The following is a 23,586-nucleotide window of genomic DNA, read 5'->3' as shown; positions in this document are numbered from 1 at the left end:
GCGCTCACAGCCAGGCAAGGCTGCCGACGCGCAACGCTCCGCCACTTGACCGCCCACCGCGATCAGTCGGGTTCAAACGACATCAGGCTGGTTTCCGGGCTGAGGAGTTGGTCCTGCAGGACCGTCACGGACACCTTCCCAGGCATTTCGCCCAGTGGTCTCCCGCCATGACACACTCCACCACCGTTGCGGGGGCAGCGCCGGATTCTAACCGGCTTCCCAATTCTCCGGACCCGTTTCCGGGGCCGGCACCTGAAGTATCCCGATTAGAGCATCGGACAGCGGGGGGTGGCGCACGCGAATGCGACATGTCCCAAACGCAAAGACGACAGTGCAAAAGATGTGATCGCGACGAAGCGATGGCGTGTGCCGCGCCAAGCGGCAGCGCAACACACGAGCGCGCGGCCAGGTCCGGCCGCGCTTCGGAGTGTCGAGAAAATGTTTGGAAAAGTGGGCGACCGGCGGCTGACGCACGCGTGATCTCGCTGACCGTGCTCGGCATTCTCAGCCGCGACCTGTGGCGCTGGAACCGCTCGCGGCGCCGCGAGGCGCTGGCGTGGCCGCGCCCTTCGCCTGAACACCCGAAAGACTATTCCTCAGAACTGATTGGCCATGCTGGGCCGCATGCAATCCCGCAGCCTTCGCACCTCCCAAAAAGAATGAACCCGGCAAGAATTCCTTCTTGCCGGGTTCTTTGTTGGTGGCTTGGGATCAGGCCTTGACCTGAGCCAGCGCCGCGTCGAGCGACGTGCGGAGCGCGGCGACGATGTCGTCGACCTGCGCCTTGGTGATGATGAGCGGCGGGCAGAAGGCGATCGAGTCGCCCATGGCGCGGGAGATCACGCCGTTCTGCTGCAGCTGGCCGTTGACCAGCGCGCCCAGCGCACCGACCTGGCCCCACGGCGCCTTGGTCGCCTTGTCGGCCACCGTCTCGATCGCCGCGATGAGACCGACGCCGCGCACTTCGCCGACCAGCTCGTGCGAAGCCAGCTCGCGCAGGCGCTGCTGCATGTAGGCGCCGACCTCGCGAGCGTTATCGACCAGGTTGCGCTCCTCGATCAGGCGGATGTTTTCCAGCGCGACCGCAGCCGCGACCGGATGACCGCCGGCGGTGAAGCCGTGACCGAAGGTGCCGATGCGGTTGCTTTCGTCGGCGATCGGCTCGAACACGCGATCGTTGATCATCAGCGCCGAGATCGGCAGGTAGGACGAGGACAGCTGCTTCGACATGACCATGATGTCGGGCCGCATGCCCATGGTCTGCGAGCCGAACATCTCGCCGGTGCGGCCGAAGCCGCAGATGACCTCGTCGGCCACCAGCAGGATGTCGTACTTGGCCAGCACCGCCTGGATCTTCTCCCAGTAACCGGCCGGCGGCACAACGACGCCGCCCGCGCCCATCACCGGCTCGCCGATGAAGGCGGCAACGGTTTCCGGGCCCTCGGCCAGGATCAGCTTCTCCAGGTCGTCGGCAAGCCGCGTCGTGAACTGGTCCTCGCTCTCGCCCGGCAGCGCCTCGCGCCAGTAGTGCGGGCAGGAGGTGTGCAGGACATTGGCGATCGGCAGGTCGAAGGAGATCTGGTTGTTCGGCAGGCCGGTGAGGCTGGCCGAGGCGATGGTGACGCCGTGATAGCCGCGCTTGCGGCTGATGATCTTCTTGCGCTGCGGCTGGCCGAGCGCATTGGAGCGATACCAGATCATCTTCATGGCCGTGTCGTTGGCCTCGGACCCGGAGTTGGTGAAGAAGGCCTTGCTCATCGGCACGGGGGCCATCGTCACCAGCTTTTCAGCCAGGTCGATGACGACCGAATGCGACTTGTGGGTGAAGTTGTGATAGAAGGGCAGCTGCTTCATCTGCCGCGTGGCGGCCTCGACCAGCCGGGGCTCCGAGAAGCCGACCGCAACGCTCCACAAGCCGGCCATCGCCTCGATGTAGCGCTTGCCGGTGTTGTCCTCGACATAGATGCCGTCGCCCTTCTCGATGATGAGCGGGCCGACTTCCTGGTGCCGACGCATATTGGTGTAGGCGTGGAGGTGATAGCGAATATCGCGGGCTTCGGGGGAATTGGGTTGGGCGTCCATACTGGTTTCCTGTGTTTCAGCGCCACGGCTGGTAGGCATTCCTGGCCTTGCAAGGCAAGATTGCTACCCGCCTGCGAAACGCGGACGGGAATCACCCTTGCAAATTCTGGAAATTTGCTGTGTGATGCATCATGTATTTCGGAAATTATGTTGTCAATGCGGCACTTTAAGGATACGCGCCGGGTTGCGTGGGATGCCTTAAACGATGAGCGGAAACTTCAACTTCCAGACCCTTGAACACGAGAATTTAGGCGAGAGCGTCTATGCCCGCATAGCGGAGGCGCTGATGAAGGGACGCTTTGCCCCGAATTCGCGCCTGACGATCCGTGACATAGCCCAGTCTCTGGGCACCAGTGTGACCCCCGTCAGGGACGCGATCCTGCGGCTGATCCAGGACGAGGCGCTGGTGCAGAAGTCGGCGCGCGAGGTGCGGGTGCCCGTCCTGACCATGGAGCGCTACAGGGAGATCCGGCAGATCAGGATGAAGCTGGAGGGGCTGGCCGCCCGCGAAAGCGCCCAGAAGGCCAGCCCGCAGGACATCGCCCGGCTGCGCTATCTCATCGAACGCAACGAACGCGCGATTTCGGCGAAAGACTGGAGCCGGGCCCTCGAGCTCAACCAGGTCTTTCATTTCGCGCTCGCCGAGATCGCCGACATGGTGGTGCTGCGTGGCATATTGAACCGCCTCTGGCTGCAGATGGGGCCGCTGATCGCCGAAGCCTATCAGGCCGGCGGACGCACCATGATCGAGCACCACTATTCCGTTCTCGAAGCCATCATCGCCAAGGACTCGGACGCGGCCGAACGCTCCATCGCTATGGATATCGAGGAGGCGGGAAAAACGATCATCGAGGAAGTCATATTGCGCCGGCAGAACAAGGACTGAGATGGAACAGGTCGACTGCATCATCGCCGGCGCAGGCGTCATCGGCCTGGCCATCGCCCGCGAGGTCTCCAGGCTCGGCTGGGAGACGATCGTCATCGAGGCCGAGGAAGCCATCGGCACGCAGACCAGCTCGCGCAATTCCGAGGTGATCCATGCCGGGCTCTATTACCAGCCCGGATCGCTGAAGGCGAAGCTGTGCGTAGAGGGCCGCGAAAAACTCTATCGCTTCGCCGAAGAGCGCAATGTGCCCCACCGCCGTTGCGGCAAGCTCATCGTGGCGACCCACGCCGACCAGGAGGCGACGCTCGCCACCATCGTCGACAGGGCGCGGGCCTGCGGCGTCGACGATCTGGTGGCACTGACCGCCGCCCAGGCGCAGGCGCTGGAGCCGTCGCTGCGCTGCACCGCGGCGCTGCTGTCGCCTTCGACCGGCATCATCGACAGCCATGGGCTGATGCTGGCCTTGCTGGGCGAGGCCGAGGAGCATGGCTGCTTCCTCTCGCTCAACACCCGGATCGTCTCCGGGCGCCTCGAAGCCGACCACGTGGTGCTGCAGACGCGTGACAGCGCGGGCGGCGAATTCGAGATTGCGGCAAGGTGCTTCATCAACGCGGCCGGGCTTTCGGCCAACGCCATCGCCCGCTCTCTTGAAGGGTTCGACGGCAGCTTCGTGCCACCGCTGCGCTACGCCAAGGGCAACTATTTTTCAGTGACCGGCCGGCCGGCATTCTCGCGGCTGATCTACCCGGTGCCGGAGCCGGGCGGCCTCGGCGTGCACCTGACGCTCGACCTCAACGGCTCGGCCCGTTTCGGCCCGGACGTCGAATGGGTGGAAGGGCTGGACTACAAGGTCGACCCGCGCCGCGCCGACCATTTTTACGGCGAGATCAGGAAGTACTGGCCCGACCTCGCCGACGGCAGCCTGAGCCCGACCTATAGCGGCATCCGCCCGAAACTGTCCGGCCCGGGAGAGCCGAACGCGGATTTCCTGATCCAGGGGCCGGAGGCGCATCGGGCAGCGGGCATCGTCAACCTGTTCGGCATCGAAAGTCCCGGCCTGACCTCGAGCCTGGCGATTGCCGAGCATGTGGCGCGACTGGCGCTAGCCGCGCGCCCGTAAAAGGCCCAGAGGCGCACCCCGGACGGCGTTGCGCCGCCCGGGGGCATTGAACGCTTCGCTTACCGATGGCGCGGATAGGCTTCCGCTTCGGGGGCGTTGGCCCAGCTCTGCAGCGTCTGGCCGCCATCGATCAGCCAGTCGACGCCGGTGATGTGCCGAGCTTCGTCCGAAGCAAGGAACGCCACGGTAGCCGCGACATCCTCAGGCTGGCCGACGCGGCGCAGCGGAATACGGTTGGCAAATCGCTGGATACCGGCCTGATAGGCCTGGCGATCCGCTGCCGGCACGCCGAGCGTCGTCTCGATCACACCGGGGCAGATCGCGTTGATGCGGATGCCGTAGGGCGCGGCGTCGAGTGCCGCCACGCGCGTCAGGCCGACGACGCCATGCTTGGTCGAGGCGTAGCCGGCACCGCCGGAAAGCACGTCCCAGCCGGCCATCGAGGAACCCATATTGACGATGGAGCCTTCGATCTTCGCCTCGATCATGGCGTTGAGCGCCGCCTTCAGCACGAGGAAGACGCTGCGCAGATTGATGCGCACGATCGCGTCCCAGTCCTCGACCGCAAGCGCGTGGACCGGGGCCACCTGTCCGGAAATCCCGGCATTGTTGAACACCACGTCGAGACGGCCGAAGGTGGAGACCGTCTTGTCGATGGCACGCTGAACATCGGCCTCGTCGGAAACATCGGCGGCAACGGCCAGCGCGCGCTCGCCCAGCTCGGCGGCGAATGCCTCGGCCTTGGCGCCGTCGCGATCGACGACTGCCACCCGCGCACCCTCTTCGAGGAAGCGGCGCACAGCCGCGCCGCCGATGGCGCCTGCACCGCCGGTGACGACGACGACCTTGTTTTCAAAGCGATTCATGTTCGTCTCCTTCAGGAATTCTTGTACGAGCGCCAGGAATGGCGCGGCTCGAAGCCGAGCGTTTCGCGCGCATGGACGTTGTCGATCACCGCGCCATGGCCGGGAATGGGTCGGGAGAACGGCACGCCGGGGAATGCGCGCTCGGCCAGCACCGCAGTTTCTTCCTCGGAATAGCTGTCGGCGGCGCTGAGGAAGGTGCGCAGATGCCCCTCCCCCTTCCAGGCAAGCGCCTTGAGGAAGGCATCGGCGGCATCGCGGGCGTCGAGATAGCTCCACAGGTCGCGCGAAGAATCGGCCAGCACGCGGCGCGGCCCCACCTCGTTGAAGAAGGTTTCCGGGGTCTGGATCCAGGGCATGCGCAGGCTGACCGCCGAGAAGGCGCCGCGGCGCACGGCCGCCTCAACAACCTCCTCGCCCAGCCATTTCGACAGGCCGTAGGCATCCTGCGCGCCGATGGGATGGTTCTGGTCCACCGGCAGGTAGTGCGGCGCCTGGAAATTTTCGGCGAAGGGATAGCCCAGCACGCTGAAGGAGGACGCATAGACAAAGCGAGAGGCGCCGGCCTTCACCGCTGCCTCCACCACGTTGTAGGCGGCCGCGAGATTGGTGCGGAACACTTCGGCCGGGGCGCGCCCGGTCGGCCGCGGGATCGCCGCGATATGCACCACCGTCTCGCAAGGGCCGATGAGCTGCAGCGTCGCGCCGAGGTCGGTGAGATCGGCCGTGACATGCTGCCACCCGCCCTTGCTGGGCGGGGCCATGTCGATGCCCAGCACGTCGTGCCCCGCTTCCACCAGCGCCTCGGCGACATGCCGGCCCAGCAGGCCGCTCGATCCTGTTACGACGACTTTCATATCGGCTCCTTCTCTCGGGGCTGAACCCGGAACATGCCGCCAGGGACGGCCTGCGGCCACTGCCCCGAGTCGGCTTCTGGCGTCATATCATTGATGGTCATACAATTCGAAGAGCATAATCCGGCGGCTTGTCAATGGAGCGCGCCATGCCCAAATCGCGGTTCACAGCTAAAGTTGGTGACACGGTCTCTCTTTGCGCCGCAGTGCAGCGCCGCGGGATTGACTTCGCCGGCCGCAGGGTTTTTGTATGTACACAAACAATTGGCACATGTTGAGGGTTTCGCACCATGACCGCGGATAGCTTTTCGTCGCATCGCCACGACGGCAACATTCGTCTCGACCCGGCGCGCGCCGCCGTGATCGTCGTGGACATGGTGAACGACTTCTGCAAGCCGGGCGGCGCAATGGTGCTGCCGGGCTACGAGGCGCTGGTGGCGCCGCAGCTCAGCGTCATCGACGCCGCTCGCAAGGCTGGCGCCCCGGTCATCTGGGTCCACGACGCGCACCGCCGCAACATGCGTCGAGACCGCGAATGGGTAAAGCGCACGCCGCACTGCGTGGAAGGCACCTGGGGCGTCGAAATCATCGAGGACCTCGGCGCACGCGACGACGAGATCCACATCATCAAGCGCCGCTACTCGGCCTTCTTCCAGACCGACCTCGACATGACGCTGAAGGACATGCTGGTCGACCAGATCGTCGTCTTCGGCGTGGTCACCAACATCTGCGTGCGCTCCACCGTCCACGACGCCTTCTTCAACGGCTACGAAGTGGTGGTTCCGAGCGATTGCTGCGCCGCCACCGGCCCGCGCGAGCAGGAAAGCAGCCTTTACGACATCGCCACGCATTTCGGCGTCGTCAGCGACGCAGCGAGCGTAACCCAGGCGTTGCATTCTGGCGCAGTCCTGCACAACCTTAACGCCGCCGGCTAAATACCGGCAGGCGAATGGGGAGTGGAGCCGACAGTCGACGGCGCCGGGTGAACACGGGAAGGGAGCGAAAGTGACGACAGACAGCGAAGTCCAGGACGACAGCGCCAAAGCCGGGCGAAAAAAATCCGCTCGCGCCGCCAAGCCGATCAGCCGTGTCGAAGCCGTCGAGCTCTATGAAAAGTCGGGCTACGATCTCGACGCGCATCCGGCGCATGCCATTCGCCGCGCGCATCAGCGCGCTACGCTCTGCTTCCAGCAGGTCATGGCTGGCGAAGACCTCTCGCCCACCCAGTTCGCCGCCCTGGCGACGATCCTGCGCTATGGCGAGGTCTCGCAGAACCATCTCGGCCGGCTGACGGCGATGGATCCCTCCACGATCAGCATCGTGGTGCGCAAGCTGCTCAAGCAGGGCCTCATCAAGCGCAGCCATTCCGAGACCGACCAGCGCCTGATCATCATCACGCTGACGGATGCCGGCTCGCACTACACGCTCGAACGCCTCGACCGCAGCATGGAGGTCGGGCGCAAGCTGCTTTCGCCGCTGTCGGCGGAAGAGCAGAAGACCCTTCTCGACCTGTTGCACCGTATCGGCAGCGAGGACTGACCAGCCCGGCGGAGGCTTCGGCCGAGTACCAATCCGCAAGACTTGAAAAGGAAAATTTTGAATGTCGGTTGAACCGAATGGGCTCGCCGTTGCCGGCGACAAGCTCGTCATCCGCAATATCGGCCTCCTCCTGAGCGGCGATCTCGCCAACCCGATCCTGGACGCCGACACCATCGTCTGCACCGGCGAGCGCATCAGCGCCGTCGGCAAGGCTGCCGACCTCAACCTCGAAGGCGCCAAGACGATCATCGACGCGCAGGGCTGCGTCGTCACGCCCGGCCTCATCGACAACCACGTGCACCCCGTAGCCGGCGACTGGACGCCGCGCCAGAACCAGATGGGCTGGCTCGATTCCACCCTGCATGGCGGCGTGACCACGGTGATCTCGGCCGGCGAGGCGCATTACCCCGGCCGCCCGCGCGACCTCGTGGGCATCAAGGCGCTGGCCATCGCCGCGCAGCGCAGCTTCGCCAATTTCCGCCCCAGCGGCATGAAGATCATCGCCGGCGCGCCGGTGCTCGAGCACGGGATGACGGAAGACTATTTCCGCGAACTCGCCGAGGCCGGCGTGACGCTTATCGGCGAGGTCGGTCTTGGCGGCGTCAAGGACGGCCCGACCGGCCGGCAGATGATCGCCTGGGCGCGCAAATACGGCATGACGTCGATGACCCACACCGGCGGCCCCTCGATCCCCGGCTCCGGCCGCATCGGCGCCGACGTGGTGCTGGAAGTTGACGCCGACGTGATCGCCCACGTCAATGGCGGCCCGACCGCCCTGCCCGACGATGAAATCATCCGCGTCTGCGAGGAAAGCACGCGCGCGCTGGAAATCGTCCACAACGGCAATTTGCGCACCGGCCTGATGGTGCTGAAGATCGCCCAGGAACGCGGCGAGCTCGCGCGCGTGATCGTCGGCACCGACGGCCCTGCCGGCTCGGGCGTGCAGCCGCTCGGCATCCTGCGCACCATCACCATGCTGGCCTCGCTGGGCGGCGTCGCGCCGGAAGTCGCGTTCTGCTTCGCCACCGGCAACATCGCCCGCGTGCGCAAGCTGGACGATCGCGGCCTCGTCGCTGCCGGCCGCGCGGCCGATCTGGTCTTCATGGACCAAGCCCTGGGCGGCGGCGGCAAGGACTTCCTCGACAGCATCACGATGGGCAACCTGCCCGGCATCGGCATGATCATGGTGGACGGCGTGGTCCGCACGGGCCGCAGCCGCAACACGCCCCCGGCAGCCCGGGTTCCTGAAACAGTCGCGGCCTGAGGGCCGCAAGGTTCCGCCGCGAGCGACTAGCCGCGGCGGAACAATCTCGAAGGCTTAGACGAGTCCGTCTTCGCCCTTCACCTCTTCCTTGGTCAGTCCGCCGACGCGCGGGTGCGGGCGGCCCGAATCGGTCACCGCGATCGCCACCACGATCTCGTCGTCGCGCGGCGCATCCGGAACGCGCACTTCCATGCCGTCGAAATGACTGCGCACCTTGGCCGCGTCCTTGTGGCCGAGCGGAATGTCGATCGGCGCGCCGAGGCCGCCCCGCTTCTTCGACGACGGGATCAGCGCCGCGCCCTTGCCCAGAATGGTCCGGAACGGGGCGCCCAGCTTCGGGTGCAGGATGGCAGCGGCGTGCTCGAGCTCGCCGTCCGCGCCGACCACGGCCGCCTTGCCAAAACTCTCGACGGCGGAACCGTCAATGCCCAGGGCCTCCACCGCGCGACGCGGCAAGATGTCGCCGAGTTCCTCGCCGATATCGCTGAGCTTCGACAGGTCGTCCACGAACTGGTTCGCGTAAGGGTTACGGATGACCGCAACCGCAGCGGCGCGGCGTGTGGGCGGGTTGACCGGGCGGCCGCCCTCGACACGGATTTCCTCGACGACCGTGAATATCTTGCGGATCTCGACGCTCATCGCAAACCGTCCTCTCCCTTGATGTCCTTGGCTGCAAGGCCACCCACACGCGCATGGATGCGCGAACCCGTCGTCATCGCCAGCACCAGCACGATTTCGTTTGCGCGCGGCGAATCATTGATGCCCACCTCGATCGCGTCGAAATGGCTGCGCACATAAGCGGCGTTGACGTGGGCGACCGGAATGTCGATTCGCGCGCCGGGGCCGCCGACCTTCTTGGTGGAGGGGACGATAGCCTTGGTATCGCCCAGAAGCTCGCGCATCGCATAGCCACCCGGATTGTGCCACAGCGCCCCATGCTCCAGTTCGCCCGCACCGCCAACGATGGCGCCCTTGCCATAGGCCTCGATCTCGCTCGCATCGCCGCCCATGGCTTCCAGCAGCTTGCGCGCCATGGTCAGCCCGACCGGCTTCAGATCTTCCATGAACCCGGCGATCTCCTCGACGTAGCGGCCGGCAAACGGATTTTCGACCACGGCCAGCACCGCGCCACGCTTCAAGGGCTTTTCGGCGCGCGGGCCGCCCTCGTGGAATATCTCCTCGATCTGGACAACGAGCTTCTTGATTGGGATGTCTGACATGGGTCCTCTCGAAAAACCGGCCAGACTGAAACTGACCGAACTTGTTAGAGTAGCAACAATTAGCCATTGGCGTGGATTGTCAAGCGCCAGACGCCGGCTGGCCTTACATAACAGCGATTACTCCTGTGGGTGGGCAGTGTGGCCCGATTGACAGATTGTTAGACCACCCATAAAGTCATATGAGCACCAACAAGTTGGGACATTTTAGACCGCAACGCGTCGGGCTTGAAGCATTGTTTCCAGGGAGTTCATGGGGAACGGGATGAGGAATTTGTTCAAGAAATTTGCGATCGCCGGCGCCGCTCTTGCCGCCTCGATCGGCGCGGCCGGTGCACAGGACAAGGTGTCCGTTGCGGCCATCTCCGGCTATTTTGCTCAGGGCTTCGGCGTCTCGATCGTCAACGGCCTCAACAAGGCCAAGGACGAGTTCGGCATCGACCTCAAGCTGGTCGACACCGGCAATCGCGCGCTCGACTATGAAGAGCAGTTCGCCAACCTCGCCAAGGGCGGCCAGTACGACCTCATCTTCGTGATGGGCTGGGAGCTGGTCGACGCACTGCAGAAGGCCAGCGAAGCCTATCCCAACCAGCGCTTCGTGTTCATCGACGGCGTGCTGGACAGCGACAAGATCGTCTACGCCAACTTCGCCGAAGAGCAGGGCTCCTTCGTTGCCGGCGCGCTCGCAGGCCTGATCGAGGACCAGGGCAGCTCCTTCGACAAGATCGGCGACGGCAAGGCCATCGGCTTCGTCGGCGGCCGCGACATCCCGGTCATCCGCAACTTCCTGGGCGGCTACGAGCAGGGCTCCAAGTATGCGGCGCCTGAGGTCAAGGTGAATTCCGTGTTCGCCGGCACCTTCGACGATCCGGCCAAGGGCAGCGAGCTGGCGCTGGCGCTCTACGGCCAGGGCACAGACATCGTCTACAACGTCGCCGGCCCGACGGGCGAAGGCGTGATGCAGGCAAGTGCGGCGGCCGACAAGTACTCGATCGGCGTCGACGTCGACATGTGCGGCTCGGCTCCGGGCAACGTGCTGGCCAGCATGCTCAAGCGCGGCGACATCGCCGTCTACACGCTGATCAAGGACGAGGTCGAAGGCCGCAAGGTCACCCCCGGCACCCGCACGTTCGACCTCGCCTCGGGCGGCGTCGAAGTGAAGGTCTGCGACGACATCGCCGCGAACATCCCCTCCGAGATCACCAGCAAGCTGGAAGAGATCAAGCAGGAGATCGTCGACGGCAAGATCGAGATCGCGAAGGCCAAGTAAGGCCGGCTCGGCATCTCTCGAAAGGTTGGCGGCGTCGCATGCCGGCGCCGCTCACAATTCCGGCGCGTCGATCCATCCGGACGGTCGGATTGATCGACGCAACCAACTGTGAGGTCTTTCGTGTCGAACGCATTCTCGACAACGACCGCAGATCGCCCCGCCGAAAACGCTGTCGAACTCGTTGGCATCACCAAGCGCTTCGGCGCTTTCACCGCCAATGAGAACGTCAACCTCACCGTTCGCCGCGGCGAAATTCACGCGATCATCGGCGAAAACGGCGCCGGCAAAACCACCCTCATGAACATATTGTTCGGGCTGCTGCAGCCCGACGAGGGAAAGATTCGCATCGATGGGCAGGACGTCGTCTTTGGCGACCCGGCCGCGGCCATCTCCGCCGGCCTCGGCATGGTGCACCAGCACTTCAAGCTCGTGCCGTCGCTTTCGGTGGCCGAGAACATCTTCCTCGGCATGGAGATCGTGAACAACGGTCTCATCGACCACGCCGCGCAGATCGAGAAGACGCGTGAACTCTCCGAGCGCGTCGGCCTGAAGGTCGACCCGACCGAGCGCGTCAGCCTCGTTTCCGTCGGCATCGAGCAGCGCATCGAGATCCTGAAGGTCCTGGTGCGCGGCGCGCGCACCATTATCCTGGATGAACCCACCGCCGTGCTGACGCCGCAGGAAAGCCGCGAGCTTTTCCAGACGCTGCGCCGCTTCGTGGCCGACGGCATGACCGTCATCTTCATTTCCCACCACCTCGAAGAGGTGATGGAGGTTTCCGACACCGTCACGGTGCTGCGCAACGGCAAGCATGTCGCCACGCGCCCGACCGCCGAGCTGACCAAGGCCGACCTCGTGCGCATGATGGTGGGCCGTGACGTCAGCTTCGACCGGCGCCCGCGCGAGGCCACTCACGGCAAGGTCGTGCTCGACGTGCGCAACCTGTGGGCGCGTGACGAGCGCCGCCTGCCTGCCCTGCGTGACGTGAGCTTCACCGTGCGCGCTGGCGAGATCGTCGGCATCGCCGGTGTGGCCGGCAACGGCCAGACCGAGCTGGCGGAAGTTCTTGCCGGCCTGCGCCCCGCCAGCCATGGCGAGGCGTTTCTCAACGGCCGCGACCTGACCAGGCTTTCGCCGGCGGCGATCCGCAAGACCGGCTTCGCGCATGTGCCGGGCGACCGCATGATCCGCGGCGTCGACGGCGGCGCCTCGATTTCCTCGAACCTCTTGATGGGCCGCCAGTACCGCGCACCCTGGAGCCGGGGCGGCTTGCTCGACTGGAAGGCGACCGACAGGGACGCCGAGGCGATGATCAAGCGCTTCGACATCCGCGCGCGCGGACCGCATGACACGGTCAAGCGGCTTTCGGGCGGCAACATCCAGAAGGTGGTGCTGGCGCGCGAATTCACCAACGACGCGGACTTCCTGCTGATCGACCAACCTACGCGCGGCGTCGACATCGGCGCCCAGGAAGCGATCCACAGCGAGATCATGAGCCAGCGCGCTGCCGGGCGTGCGGTGCTCGTCATCTCTGTGCAGCTCGACGAACTGCTGACCCTGGCGGACCGCATCCTGGTTCTCTTCAACGGCCACCTCATGGGCGAGGTCGACGGCAACGAAGCCGACGACGAGACCATCGGCATGATGATGGCGGGGCTGCAGCCCGGCGAAAAGGAACGGGAACTCGTTTCATGAGCGACAGATTGCGCGCATTCTACGGCCAGGCGATCGCCGTTCTGCTGGCGCTTGCCATCGGCGCGGTCATCATCGTCCTCGTCGACGAAAGTCCGGTGAAGGTCTTCATGACCCTGCTTCGCGGGGCCTTCGGCGACCAGACCAAGATCGCCGGCACCTTGCTGCAGACGACACCTATCCTCATCTGCGGCGTGGCTGCCTGCGTGGGCCTGCGCGGCGGCATGTTCAATGTCGGCATCGAGGGCCAGCTCTTCCTTGGCGGCTTTGCCGCGGCACTGGTCGGCTTCGCGCTGCCCCTGCCGCCCGGCCTGCACATGATCGTAGCCCTCATAGTGGCGGTGCTCGCCGGCGCGGCCTGGGTCTCGATCCCCGCCTATTTCCGCACACGCTACAACACCAACGAGGTCGTCTCCACCATCCTGTCCAACTACGTGGCGGTGCTGCTGACCTCCTACTTCACCATCTTTCTCTTCAAGCGTCCCGGCGGCTGGTCCGAAACCCCGCCCATCCTCCCAAGCGCGTATCTGCCGGAGTTGTTCTCCTTCTCCCGGCTGAACTGGGGACTGGTCGTCGGGTTGGTGCTGGCGGTCGTGGTAGCCTGGCTGTTCCGCCACACGGCGCGCGGCTATTCGGCCTCGATGGTCGGCTCCGCACCGAAATTCGCCGAATATGGCGGCATCGACGTCAAGCGCCAGGGTTTCATCGTGCTTCTGGCCTCCGGCGCCATCGGCGGGCTGGCCGGCGGTGTCGAGACGCTCGGCGTGCATCACCGCTTCATGGAAGGCTTCGCGCCCGGCTTCGGGTTCGACGGACTGATCGCCGCGCTGCTGGCCAACGGCTCGCCCATCGGCACGATCTTCACGGCGCTCTTCTTCGGCGCGCTGCGCAGCGGCTCGCTGCTTCTCGAAGTGGACACCAATGCCTCGCGCGAAATCATCACGGTGATCCAGGCGCTGATCATTCTCAGCGTGTCGGCCCAGGTTCTGATGAAGCGTCGCGGTGACAGCACCGCAGGGGAACGTCGATGGAAATTCTAGCCAACCTCGTCAACGTCGCGCTCATCGTCGCGATGCTGCGGACCACGGCGCCGATCCTTCTGGTGGCGCTGGGCGGTTCCTTCACCACCAAGGCCGGCATCTTCAACATCGGCCTGGAAGGGCAGATGCTGGTCGGCGCTTTCTTCGCAGTGCTGGGCTCGATCTGGTCGGGCTCGGCGCTGGTGGGCGTGGCCTGCGGCGTGGCCGCAGCACTGGTATTCGCCTTGGCCTTCGCCGTCCTCGTCGTCAGCTTCAGGGCCAATGAAGTGGTTGTCGGCCTTGCGCTCAACATCCTCGCCGGCGGCATGACGATCTCGCTGATGAAGGCGATCTTCGGGACGCGCGGCTCCATCGTCGGCCAGGGCATCGTTGGCCTGCCCAAGGTGCAGATCCCGGGTGCCAAGGCACTGCTCGGCTCATGGGCGCCGCTGATCTCGGGCTATACGCCCATGGTCTATGTCGCCTTCATCGCCGTGCCGTTGCTGATCCTGTTCTACAAGCGCAGCCGGCTTGGGCTCTACATCCGCGTCGTGGGCGAGAAGCCCGAAGCCGCGGAAGCGCTGGGCATCTCCATCACCCGCATCCGCTACACGGCCTCGCTGCTGTGCGGCCTGCTGGCCGGCCTTGCGGGCGCGCACCTGTCGCTCGGCTACATCACCATGTTCACCGAGAACATGTCGTCCGGTCGCGGTTTCATGGCCGTGGCGATCCTGATCTTCTCCAACGGCGACCCCTGGAAGGTGCTGGTGGGCTGTCTGCTGTTCGGCTTCGCCGACGCCTTTTCGCTGCGCCTGCAGACCTTTGGTGGTTTCCCGTCCTACCTCATCCTTGCTGTGCCCTATCTGGTCGCGCTGGCGGCACTATTTGCCCTCTCCTATCGCGGCCGGCCGAAGATCATCCGCGAAACCGCGGAAACCATGCGCAGGCTGCTGAGTGCCGACAAGAACCCGGCCTAAGGGCCGGACAGGACCATCCCACGCTGAAAGGCTTTTTGACGAATGGAACGCATTATTCTCGACGTGGATTCGGCGGGCGACGACATCCTCGCCGTGCTGTTTGCCGCGGCAAACCCCAACATCAAGCTTGAGGCTGTCACCACCGCGACCGGTGCGGCCGGCCCCATCGAGCAGGTTACCAATGTCGTGCTCAACACGCTGTCGCTCGCCGGCCGTGACGACATCCCCGTTTATGCCGGTGCCTGGCGGCCGATCGTCGGCCATTCCAAGGCCGACATGGAAGCGCCGGTGCATTTCGAGAAGCAGCTCACAGCGCGCTTCGGCGACCGCCTGAAAAAATTCAACCCGCCGGCGCCGACGCCGAAGCGGCAGGCGACGCCCGGTCACGCGGTGGACTTCATCATCGACACGGTGATGTCGAACCCGGGCGAGATCACGCTGGTCACCACCGGCCCGCTGACCAATGCGGCCATGGCACTGCTGCAGGAACCGCGCCTGACCAAGGCTCTCAAGAACCTGCTGGTGCTGGGCGGCAACTTCCACACGCCAGGCAACATCACGCCGGTGACGGAGTACAACATCTGGGCCGACCCGGAAGCCTCGCGCATCGTGCTCAATGCCGACGTGCAGAAGATCCTCGTGCCGCTCGACATCTGTGAGGACGACCGCGTCGCCCCCTCCATGCTGACGCGCGATGACATCGCCGATTTGCAGGCGACCGCGAAGAACAACCCTGTCGTCGACATGATCGCGGAGGTGTTCCCGATCTATATCGACATCTGGCGCGAATTCTTCGGCCTCGTCGGCTTCCCGATGGACGACGTGATCACCGTTGCGCTGGCCTTCCAGCCCGACCTGGTGACCACCACCGAGCCGCTGTTCGTCGACGTTCTGACAGACGGCAGCGTGGCCCGCGGCCAGACGGTGGCCTATCGCGGCTTCCAGATCCTGCCCGGCGGCGGCCCCAAGACCACGCGCATCGGCACCGACCTCGACGGCCGGCGCTTCCTCGACATCTTCAAGAATACCATCGCTCGCTACGAGCGAGCAGCATGAAGGGCAGCGACATGACCCCTACCCCCATTCTCTTCGACTGCGACCCCGGCCATGACGACGCCATCGCGCTGGTGATGGCGCATCGTTCGCCGGCTATCGAACTGCTCGGCGTGACCACCACCTGCGGCAATGCCGAGTTGGAAAAGACGACGGCCAACGCCCTGCGCATCCTCGAGTATATCGGCGCGGGCGACGTGCCGGTTGCGGCCGGCTGCCATCGCCCGCTGGCGCGGCCGCTGGTTCTCGGCACCGCCGACGGCCCGAGCGGGCTGGAAGGCTCGCCCTACCTGCCGCAGGCGACCATCAAGCCTGTCGACCAGCACGCGGTCGACTTTCTGGCCGAGCAGCTGCTGGCGCGCCCCGAGCCGACCCTGGTGGTGGCGACCGGCCCGCTGTGCAACATCGGCCTTCTGCTGCTGAAGCACCCGCACGTTCTGCCCAAGATCAAGGAAGTGATCTGGATGGGTGGCGCGTTCTACCGCAAGAGCGAGATCATCACGCCGACCGAGTTCAACGCCTATTGCGATCCCGAGGCGCTGCGGATCGTGCTGGATTCGGGCGTGCCGATCACCATGGTCGGCCTGGACGTGACCATGCAGGTGCTGATCGAGGAGCCGCAATTTGCCGAGCTCGCCAAGATTGACACGCCGCTGGGCAAGCTGGTCAACGACTGGCTGCGCTTCTACGAGAAGCTGCACCGCAACTCGATGGGCGTGGGCGGCGCCATGCACGACCCGCTGGCGCTGGCGCTGGCGATCGACCCGACGCTGGTCAAGACCCGTCCGGCCCACATCGCCGTGGACCTTCAGGGCACCTACACCTTCGGCGCGACGGTGGCGGACTTCTGGGGCGAACGCGGCGAGAAGGACAACGCCAGGATCGCCTACGAGGTCGACGCCGACCGCTTCTTCAAGCTGATGTTCGACCTGCTCAGGGACTGAGCAAGGGGCACAGCCGTCCCTTCGAATGCGGTTGAACACAAAGGCCCCGGACGCTTGCTGCGCCGGGGCCTTTTTTCATCGTCAGTTCGACAGCAGGTCGCCGAACTGCTTGCGCAGTTCAGCTTTCTGCACCTTGCCCATCGTGTTGCGCGGCAGCTCGGACACGAAGACGAGCCGCTTGGGCTGCTTGAAGCGCGCAAGCGACGTCGCCACCGCCGCCTCCACCGCCGGACGCGCAGCCTCGTCACCCACGATCACCGCCACCGGTGCCTCGCCGAAATCGGCATGCGGAAGGCCGATGACGGCGCTTTCCACCACGCCCTCGACCTGGTCGATCACCAGTTCGATTTCCTTCGGATAGATGTTGAAGCCGCCGGAAATGATGAGGTCCTTGGCGCGGCCGACGATGTGCAGATAGCCGTCTTCGTCGATCATGCCGACGTCGCCGGTGATGAAGTAGCCGTCCGGGCGGAATTCGGTCCTGGTCTTTTCCGGCAGACGCCAGTAGCCGGCGAAGACGTTGGGCCCGCGCACCTCGACACCGCCGATTTCACCTGTTGGCAGCGGCTTGCCGCTGTCATCGGCAATGCGGATTTCCGTTCCCCGCAACGGGAAGCCCACCGTGCCGGCGCGGCGCTCGCCCTCATAAGGATTGGAGGTATTCATGCCGGTTTCGGTCATGCCGTAGCGTTCGAGGATGCGATGGCCGGTGCGCGCCTCGAACTCGACATGCGTTTCGGCCAAAAGCGGCGCGCTGCCCGAGACGAACAGGCGCATGTGGCTGACGAGATCGCGGTTGAGGCGATCGCTGGCCAGGAGCCGCGTATAGAAGGTGGGCACGCCCATCAGCGCGGTCGCACGCGGCAGGTCGTCGAGGATGACGTCGACCTTGAACGCCTGGTGGAAGATCATGCTGCCGCGAACGGCCAGCATGACATTGGTGGCGACGAACAGGCCATGCGTGTGGAAGATCGGCAGGGCGTGGATCAGCACGTCGTCGGACGTAAAACGCCATTCCGCGACGAGCGCGCGCGAATTGGACAAAAGGTTGTTCTGGGTGAGCATGGCGCCCTTGGAGCGCCCCGTGGTGCCGGAGGTGTAGAGCAGCGCGGCGAGGTCGTTGTCGCCCCGATCAGTCACCGCTATGAGGAGTTCGGCGGCAGCGATCGCATCGGCGAAGCTTCCGGTGCTGTCGGCCGAGATGGAAAGCGTGCGGCCCCTGCCCTCCAGCAGCGCGGCAATGTCGGCTTCCTCTTCCGGGGCGCAGACGCAGAGCTTCGGCTCGGCATCGCGGAGGAAGAATTTCACCTCCTCCAGCGTGTAGGCGGTGTTGAGCGGCAGGAAGACCGCGCCGATCTGCGCGCAGCCGAAGAACAATGCAAGCGTTTCCGGCGTCTTGGCGGCGTGGACGGCGACGCGGTCACCGGCCTCGACGCCCTGCGCGCGCAACACTGCAGCGATCCGGCCGACGAGCTTGGCAAAATCGGCATGGCTGAGCACCCGGCCGTCCGACAAATGCAGGAACGGATGTGCGCTGTCGCGATGAATGCCGACAAGCGCGTCGTAGATCGGATTGGCCATGCTCGCACTCCATAACGGCCGCCACCCGCTTTCGAGAAATCAGGCGGAGGGCGGCCAAACAACTCATGACCTCCGGGTCGCATCAAAGCCGAGCGCCAGTCAATCCCTCAGTTGCCAACCCGCCTGCAAGAGGTGTTCAGTCGGCACCGCCATTCAGCCGGGCCGGGCCGAGCTTGGCCTCGTCGAGGCCGAAATCGGGGCCGTTTTCATAGGCTCAACGCTTTGATCCAGGCCGGAGTGTCGCCCAGGGAATTTTCTTCCGCACACGGAGCAATGTGAAATCCAGACAACCCGCGACAAGAAGCCCTCGTCTCTCGCCGGAACCGGCCATGCTCTTGTATTTATTTTGCTTTCGACTATATTGAAAACATGTGCATGAAAACCTTCATCAAGATTTCGAGGCTCGCCGGAGAAGCGCATGGTTTCTCCCGGGGCGGCTTCATGATGGACTGAATACCGCACAGAACTTTCCGCTCCGGGACCACCTTACCGAACCGAATTGCGGTGGACCTTGCGCGATTTTCTCGCGCCGCCCGGAGCCGAAGATGATCAATTTCTATGCCTTCCCGAAATGCAATTTCTGCCACCGCGGCCTGCCGCGCGCGGCGGTTCGCTGTCCCTGGTGCGCCCACCGCCAGCAGCCGCCGGTGATGCCGCGCCCATTCGCGTCCAGCCTGTCGGTTTTCGCCGACGGGCGCTCCGGCGAGAATGGCGAGGCGTGCCGATGACAGCGCTGGCGAGACAACATCCAGCCGCGCCGAGGGCCGCGGAAAGCCTGCTTCAATACGGCGCGCTGCCCTGGCGCATCACCCGGCGCGGCAACCTCAAGGTGCTGCTGATCACCTCGCGCGAAACCAAACGCTGGCTGGTGCCCAAGGGCTGGCCGATCAATGGCAAGACGCCGAGGCAGGCAGCCATGCGCGAGGCATTCGAGGAGGCCGGCGTGTTCGGCGACCTCGATTCAGAGCCGATCGGCGCCTATGACTACCTCAAGACGCTCAAGGACGGCTCGCAGGCCCTCTGCTCGGTGGTGCTCTACGGCCTGCAAGTGCGGGGCACGCTGGTGCACTGGCCGGAACGCACGCAGCGCAAGCGGCGCTGGCACGACCTTACCGCCGCAACGGAAGCCGTTTCCGACACAGGGCTGAAAGGGCTGTTCCACTCGCTGCGCGAGGACCTCACCGCGCGTGCATGACCGGGGCGCCCCCGGTCTGCAATCGTGATCATGCCGGCGGCCACGGCTGCCGGCCCAATGCTAGGCGACCGTCTCGGCGGCCCGCGTCGGGACATAGTTCAGGATCGGCCCCAGCCAGCGCTCCACTTCGGCAACCGCCATGCCCTTGCGCCGGGCATAATCCTCGACCTGGTCGCGCTCGACCTTGGCGACGCCGAAATAATAGCTCTCGGGATGGGCCAGATAGAGCCCAGAGACGGATGAGCCCGGCCACATTGCATAGCTTTCGGTCAGGCTCACCCCGACCCGCTTCTGCGCGTCGAGCAAGTGGAACAGCGTCACCTTCTCGGTATGGTCGGGCTGGGCCGGATAGCCGGGCGCCGGGCGAATGCCGCGATAGCCCTCGGAGATCAGTTCGTCCGACGACAGCGCCTCGTGCGGCGCATAGCCCCAGAACTCCTTGCGCACGCGTTCGTGCATGCGCTCGGCAAAGGCCTCGGCAAAGCGGTCGGCCAGTGCCTTCACCAGGATAGAAGAATAGTCGTCATTTGCGAGCTCGAAGCGCTTGGCTATGGCCACTTCCTCGATGCCCGCCGTGACCACGAAGCCGCCGAGATAGTCGGGCTTGCCGCTTTCCAGCGGCGCGACGAAATCGGACAGCGCCACATTCGCCCTGCCGTCGCGCTTGGAAAGCTGCTGGCGCAGTGTGAAGAAGGTGGCGAGTTCCCGGTCCCGGCCGCTGTCGGCAAACAGGCGGATATCGTCGCCCACCGCATTGGCGGGCCAGAAGCCGATCACTGCCTTCGGCGCGAACCATTTTTCCGCAACGATCTTTTCCAGCATGGCCTGCGCGTCCTCGAAAAGCTGACGGGCGGCTGGCCCCTGCTTCTCGTCTTCCAGGATCTTCGGATAGCGACCCTTCAGCTCCCAGGTCTGGAAGAACGGCGTCCAGTCGATGTAGCGGGAAAGTTCGGCCAGGTCCCAATCCTCGAAGACGCGCGTGCCGAGGAAGGACGGCCTCGGCGGCTCGTAGCCCGACCAGTCGATACGGTGGGCGTTGGCTCTCGCCGCCGCCAGCGGCAGGCGTTGTTTCTCGGCCTCACTGCGCGCATGGGAATCTGCAACCTTCCTGTATTCCGCCCGTGTTGCGTCCACATAGCCGCCCTTCGCCTCAGGCGACAGAAGGGTGGAGACGACGCCGACCGCGCGGCTTGCGTCGGTGACATAGACCGTCTGGCCGCGTTCGTATTTTGGGTGGATCTTCACCGCCGTGTGCACACGGCTGGTGGTGGCCCCGCCGATGAGCAACGGAATGTCGAAGCCTTCGCGCTCCATCTCCGTTGCGACATGCACCATCTCGTCCAGCGAGGGCGTGATCAGCCCCGACAGGCCAATGATGTCGACCTGATGCTCCCGTGCGGTCTCGAGGATCTTCGAGGCCGGCACCATCACGCCGAGATCGATGATCTCGTAATTGTTGCAGGCCAGCACGACGCCGACGATGTTCTTGCCGATGTCGTGTACATCGCCCTTCACCGTGGCCATGACGATCTTGCCGGCGCTCTGGCGCACACCGTTGCCGCCATTGGCGAGCTTTTCCGCTTCCATGTAGGGCAAGAGCACGGCGACGGCCTGCTTCATCACGCGGGCCGACTTGACCACCTGCGGCAGGAACATCCTGCCCGAGCCGAACAGATCGCCGACGACGTTCATGCCGGCCATCAACGGCCCCTCAATCACGTGGAGCGGGCGTTCGGCCTTCTGGCGAGCCTCTTCGGTGTCGACCTCGATGAACTCGGTGATGCCATTGACCAGCGCGTGCTCCAGTCGCTTCTCCACCGGCCATTCGCGCCAGGCCAGATCCTTTTCCTTGGCCTCCCTGCCGCCCGCGCCCTTGAAGCGCTCGGCCAGCTCCAGCAGGCGCTCGGTGCCGTTGCCGCCATCCTTGGGAACGCGATTGAGGATGACGTCCTCGCAGGCTTCGCGCAGCTCGGGATCGATGGACTCGTAGACCGCCAGCTGGCCGGCATTGACGATGCCCATGTCCATCCCCGCCTGGATTGCATGGTAAAGGAACACGGCGTGCATGGCCTCGCGCACCGGCTCGTTGCCGCGGAAGGAGAAGGACAGGTTCGACACTCCACCCGAGACGTGGACATGCGGCAAGGTGCGGGTGATCTCGCCCGCTGCCTCGATGAAGGCCGCGCCGTAGCCGTTGTGCTCCTCGATGCCGGTGGCGACCGCAAAGATGTTGGGATCGAAGATGATGTCTTCGGGCGCAAAGCCGGCCTTCTCGGTCAAGAGCTTGTAGGCGCGGGTGCAGATCGCAAACTTGCGCTCCCTGGTGTCGGCCTGCCCGGCCTCGTCGAAGGCCATGACGACGACCGCCGCACCATAGGCGCGCACCAGTTTGGCGTGGTGGAGAAAGGTTTCCTCGCCTTCCTTCATCGAGATGGAATTGACCACCGGCTTGCCCTGCACGCATTTCAGCCCGGCCTCGATCACCTCCCATTTGGAGCTGTCGATCATGATTGGCACGCGGGCGATGTCGGGCTCGGCTGCGATCAGGTTGAGGAACTCGACCATTGCACGCTTGGAGTCGATCAGCCCCTCGTCCATGTTGACGTCGATGATCTGCGCGCCGTTGACAACCTGGTCGCGCGCGACCTCGAGCCCGGCGGCATAATCGCCCGCCGTGATCAGCTTGCGGAACCGGGCCGAGCCGGTGATGTTGGTGCGCTCGCCGACATTGACGAAGGGGATTTCCGGCGTGAGCGTGAAGGGCTCGAGGCCCGACAGCTTCATCAGCGGCTTGTGCTCGGGCACCTGCCGCGGCGGGTACTTCTTCACGGCCTCGGCAATGGCGCGGATGTGGTCCGGCGTCGATCCGCAACAGCCGCCGACCACATTCACCAGCCCCTCGCGAGCGAATTCCTCGATCTGCTCGGCCATATATTCCGGGCTCTCGTCATAGCCCCCGAATTCGTTCGGCAGGCCGGCATTGGGATAGGCGCAGGTGAAGGTATCGGCCACATCCGAGATCTCGGCCAGATGCTCGCGCATGGCGGCAGCACCCAAAGCGCAGTTCAGGCCGAAGGTAAAGGGATTGGCATGGCGCAGCGAGTGCCAGAAGGCGGTCGGTGTCTGGCCCGACAGCGTGCGGCCGGAAAGGTCGGTGATCGTGCCGGAAATCATGATCGGCAGTTCGACGCCCTTTTCGGCAAAGACCTCGCTGCAGGCGAACACCGCCGCCTTGGCGTTCAGCGTGTCGAAAATGGTCTCGATCAGGATGAGGTCGGCGCCGCCGTCGATGAGGCCGCGCAGCTGCTCGGCATAGGCGAGACGCAGATCGTCGAAGGTGACGGCGCGATAGCCTGGATTATTGACGTCCGGCGAGATCGACGCCGTGCGGTTGGTGGGCCCGAGCGCGCCGGCCACGTAGCGGCGCTTGCCGTCCTCCTGCTCAGCCCGGATGACCGCCCGCCGTGCCAGCCGCGCGCCGTCGCGGTTCAGCTCATAGACCATCTCCTCCATGCCGTAATCGGCCTGAGCGATGCGGGTCGAAGAGAAGGTGTTGGTCTCGATGATGTCGGCGCCGGCGATGGCGTATTGGTAATGGATCTCCTCGATCGCACCGGGCTGGCTGAGGATCAGCAGGTCGTTGTTGCCCTGCTGGTGGCAGGCGCAGCCGCCAAAGCGGTCGCCGCGAAAGTGGGTCTCGTCGAAGCCCAGCCCCTGGATCTGGGTGCCCATCGCCCCGTCGAGGACAAGAATGCGCTCGCGCGCGGCTTTCGTCAGCGCGGCCAGCACCTCGGCTCCATGGGCCGTTTCGGCGACAGGCCCAAACAGGGCGTCCAGAGAGCTATGCATTTGCGACAGATCCAGTTTTCATCGCGACATCAACTCACATAAACATATCTTTATGTCAACATGTCGGTTATCACAATGAGGCAACCAGTCACCCGAACTGCGGTCAAGCCGGAATCGGCTCCATGCGATCAACAAGTGGTGACGCAGCCTTGCGCGGCTGTTCTGCCGCCCAAACTCCCTC

20 protein-coding genes and 1 riboswitch are annotated in these 23,586 nt (G+C 64.9%); of the genes, 13 read left to right on the top strand and 7 right to left on the bottom strand.

From position 1 onward, the window contains the following. Nucleotides 1-67 precede the first annotated feature (67 nt). Nucleotides 68-271, bottom strand: a riboswitch (cobalamin riboswitch). A gap of 440 nt (nucleotides 272-711) precedes the next feature. Further along, nucleotides 712-2,082, bottom strand: coding sequence for an aspartate aminotransferase family protein (locus ABLE85_RS16675; protein ID WP_348793839.1), 1,371 nt, complete (start codon nucleotides 2,080-2,082; stop codon nucleotides 712-714). A gap of 205 nt (nucleotides 2,083-2,287) precedes the next feature. On the opposite strand from ABLE85_RS16675, the gene ABLE85_RS16670 reads away from it, so the two are divergent. Together ABLE85_RS16670 and ABLE85_RS16665 are read left to right on the top strand one after the other, a co-directional pair. After that, nucleotides 2,288-2,968 (top strand): GntR family transcriptional regulator, encoded by a 681-nt coding sequence (locus tag ABLE85_RS16670; RefSeq protein ID WP_348793838.1) that lies wholly within the window; start codon nucleotides 2,288-2,290, stop codon nucleotides 2,966-2,968. 1 nt (nucleotide 2,969) lies between these two features. Next, entirely contained in the window at nucleotides 2,970-4,088 is a 1,119-nt protein-coding gene (locus ABLE85_RS16665) for an NAD(P)/FAD-dependent oxidoreductase (RefSeq protein ID WP_348793837.1), read from the top strand. Nucleotides 4,089-4,147: 59 nt separating this feature from the next. Here ABLE85_RS16665 and ABLE85_RS16660 read toward each other — a convergent pair whose 3' ends face one another. Both ABLE85_RS16660 and ABLE85_RS16655 read right to left on the bottom strand, forming a co-directional pair. Further along, complete coding sequence (locus tag ABLE85_RS16660; protein WP_348793836.1) at nucleotides 4,148-4,954, bottom strand: SDR family NAD(P)-dependent oxidoreductase; 807 nt, start codon at nucleotides 4,952-4,954, stop codon at nucleotides 4,148-4,150. 11 nt (nucleotides 4,955-4,965) lie between these two features. Beyond that, a complete protein-coding gene (locus tag ABLE85_RS16655; RefSeq protein ID WP_348793835.1) occupies nucleotides 4,966-5,808 on the bottom strand; it encodes an NAD(P)-dependent oxidoreductase in 843 nt (280 codons plus the stop codon). 287 nt (nucleotides 5,809-6,095) lie between these two features. On the opposite strand from ABLE85_RS16655, the gene ABLE85_RS16650 reads away from it, so the two are divergent. The 3 genes from ABLE85_RS16650 to ABLE85_RS16640 all read left to right on the top strand — a co-directional run bounded on the left by ABLE85_RS16650 (nucleotide 6,096) and on the right by ABLE85_RS16640 (nucleotide 8,608). Continuing rightward, the gene (locus ABLE85_RS16650; RefSeq protein ID WP_348793834.1) at nucleotides 6,096-6,740 is read left to right on the top strand and encodes an isochorismatase family cysteine hydrolase; all 645 of its coding nucleotides are present in this window, start codon (nucleotides 6,096-6,098) and stop codon (nucleotides 6,738-6,740) included. Nucleotides 6,741-6,810: 70 nt separating this feature from the next. Continuing rightward, nucleotides 6,811-7,344, top strand: coding sequence for a MarR family transcriptional regulator (locus ABLE85_RS16645; protein WP_348793833.1), 534 nt, complete (start codon nucleotides 6,811-6,813; stop codon nucleotides 7,342-7,344). A gap of 61 nt (nucleotides 7,345-7,405) precedes the next feature. Further along, a complete protein-coding gene (locus ABLE85_RS16640; RefSeq protein WP_348793832.1) occupies nucleotides 7,406-8,608 on the top strand; it encodes an amidohydrolase family protein in 1,203 nt (400 codons plus the stop codon). Nucleotides 8,609-8,662: 54 nt separating this feature from the next. Here ABLE85_RS16640 and ABLE85_RS16635 read toward each other — a convergent pair whose 3' ends face one another. Next, the gene (locus ABLE85_RS16635; RefSeq protein WP_348793831.1) at nucleotides 8,663-9,247 is read right to left on the bottom strand and encodes an amino acid synthesis family protein; all 585 of its coding nucleotides are present in this window, start codon (nucleotides 9,245-9,247) and stop codon (nucleotides 8,663-8,665) included. Beyond that, nucleotides 9,244-9,828 (bottom strand): amino acid synthesis family protein, encoded by a 585-nt coding sequence (locus tag ABLE85_RS16630; RefSeq protein ID WP_348793830.1) that lies wholly within the window; start codon nucleotides 9,826-9,828, stop codon nucleotides 9,244-9,246. Before ABLE85_RS16630 ends, ABLE85_RS16635 begins: the two co-directional genes overlap by 4 nt. Before the next feature lie 262 nt (nucleotides 9,829-10,090). Here ABLE85_RS16630 and ABLE85_RS16625 point away from each other — a divergent pair, with 262 nt between their 5' ends. The 6 genes from ABLE85_RS16625 (at nucleotide 10,091) to ABLE85_RS16600 (ending at nucleotide 16,780) form a co-directional block, all read left to right on the top strand. Further along, nucleotides 10,091-11,095, top strand: coding sequence for a BMP family ABC transporter substrate-binding protein (locus ABLE85_RS16625; protein ID WP_348793829.1), 1,005 nt, complete (start codon nucleotides 10,091-10,093; stop codon nucleotides 11,093-11,095). A 120-nt stretch (nucleotides 11,096-11,215) separates the two neighbouring features. Continuing rightward, the gene (locus ABLE85_RS16620) at nucleotides 11,216-12,790 is read left to right on the top strand and encodes an ABC transporter ATP-binding protein (RefSeq protein ID WP_348793828.1); all 1,575 of its coding nucleotides are present in this window, start codon (nucleotides 11,216-11,218) and stop codon (nucleotides 12,788-12,790) included. Next, nucleotides 12,787-13,827 carry an ABC transporter permease gene (locus tag ABLE85_RS16615; RefSeq protein ID WP_348793827.1) on the top strand — a complete coding sequence of 347 codons (1,041 nt, stop codon included), beginning with the start codon at nucleotides 12,787-12,789 and terminating at the stop codon, nucleotides 13,825-13,827. The genes ABLE85_RS16620 and ABLE85_RS16615 overlap by 4 nt, the downstream gene beginning before the upstream one ends. Beyond that, nucleotides 13,815-14,783 carry an ABC transporter permease gene (locus ABLE85_RS16610; RefSeq protein WP_348793826.1) on the top strand — a complete coding sequence of 323 codons (969 nt, stop codon included), beginning with the start codon at nucleotides 13,815-13,817 and terminating at the stop codon, nucleotides 14,781-14,783. The genes ABLE85_RS16615 and ABLE85_RS16610 overlap by 13 nt, the downstream gene beginning before the upstream one ends. Nucleotides 14,784-14,825: 42 nt before the next feature. Continuing rightward, nucleotides 14,826-15,839 carry a nucleoside hydrolase gene (locus tag ABLE85_RS16605; RefSeq protein WP_348793825.1) on the top strand — a complete coding sequence of 338 codons (1,014 nt, stop codon included), beginning with the start codon at nucleotides 14,826-14,828 and terminating at the stop codon, nucleotides 15,837-15,839. After that, nucleotides 15,836-16,780 carry a nucleoside hydrolase gene (locus ABLE85_RS16600; protein ID WP_348793824.1) on the top strand — a complete coding sequence of 315 codons (945 nt, stop codon included), beginning with the start codon at nucleotides 15,836-15,838 and terminating at the stop codon, nucleotides 16,778-16,780. Before ABLE85_RS16605 ends, ABLE85_RS16600 begins: the two co-directional genes overlap by 4 nt. 81 nt (nucleotides 16,781-16,861) lie before the next feature. Here the strand turns inward: ABLE85_RS16600 and ABLE85_RS16595 are convergent, their stop codons facing one another. Then, nucleotides 16,862-18,361 carry a malonyl-CoA synthase gene (locus ABLE85_RS16595; RefSeq protein WP_348793823.1) on the bottom strand — a complete coding sequence of 500 codons (1,500 nt, stop codon included), beginning with the start codon at nucleotides 18,359-18,361 and terminating at the stop codon, nucleotides 16,862-16,864. Between the two features lie 545 nt (nucleotides 18,362-18,906). On the opposite strand from ABLE85_RS16595, the gene ABLE85_RS16590 reads away from it, so the two are divergent. Both ABLE85_RS16590 and ABLE85_RS16585 read left to right on the top strand, forming a co-directional pair. Continuing rightward, the gene (locus ABLE85_RS16590) at nucleotides 18,907-19,089 is read left to right on the top strand and encodes a hypothetical protein (protein ID WP_348793822.1); all 183 of its coding nucleotides are present in this window, start codon (nucleotides 18,907-18,909) and stop codon (nucleotides 19,087-19,089) included. Then, entirely contained in the window at nucleotides 19,086-19,556 is a 471-nt protein-coding gene (locus tag ABLE85_RS16585) for an NUDIX hydrolase (protein WP_348793821.1), read from the top strand. Before ABLE85_RS16590 ends, ABLE85_RS16585 begins: the two co-directional genes overlap by 4 nt. Before the next feature lie 60 nt (nucleotides 19,557-19,616). Here the strand turns inward: ABLE85_RS16585 and metH are convergent, their stop codons facing one another. Further along, nucleotides 19,617-23,405: a methionine synthase gene (gene metH, locus ABLE85_RS16580; protein WP_348793820.1), complete on the bottom strand. Its 3,789-nt coding sequence runs from the start codon at nucleotides 23,403-23,405 to the stop codon at nucleotides 19,617-19,619. Between the last annotated feature and the right edge of the window lie 181 nt (nucleotides 23,406-23,586).

This window comes from Mesorhizobium sp. KR1-2 (assembly GCF_040045035.1).
GTDB lineage: Bacteria > Pseudomonadota > Alphaproteobacteria > Rhizobiales > Rhizobiaceae > Pseudaminobacter.
Note: the sequence above shows the minus strand (reverse complement) of the source record. Positions and strands in the feature narration are given on the sequence as shown.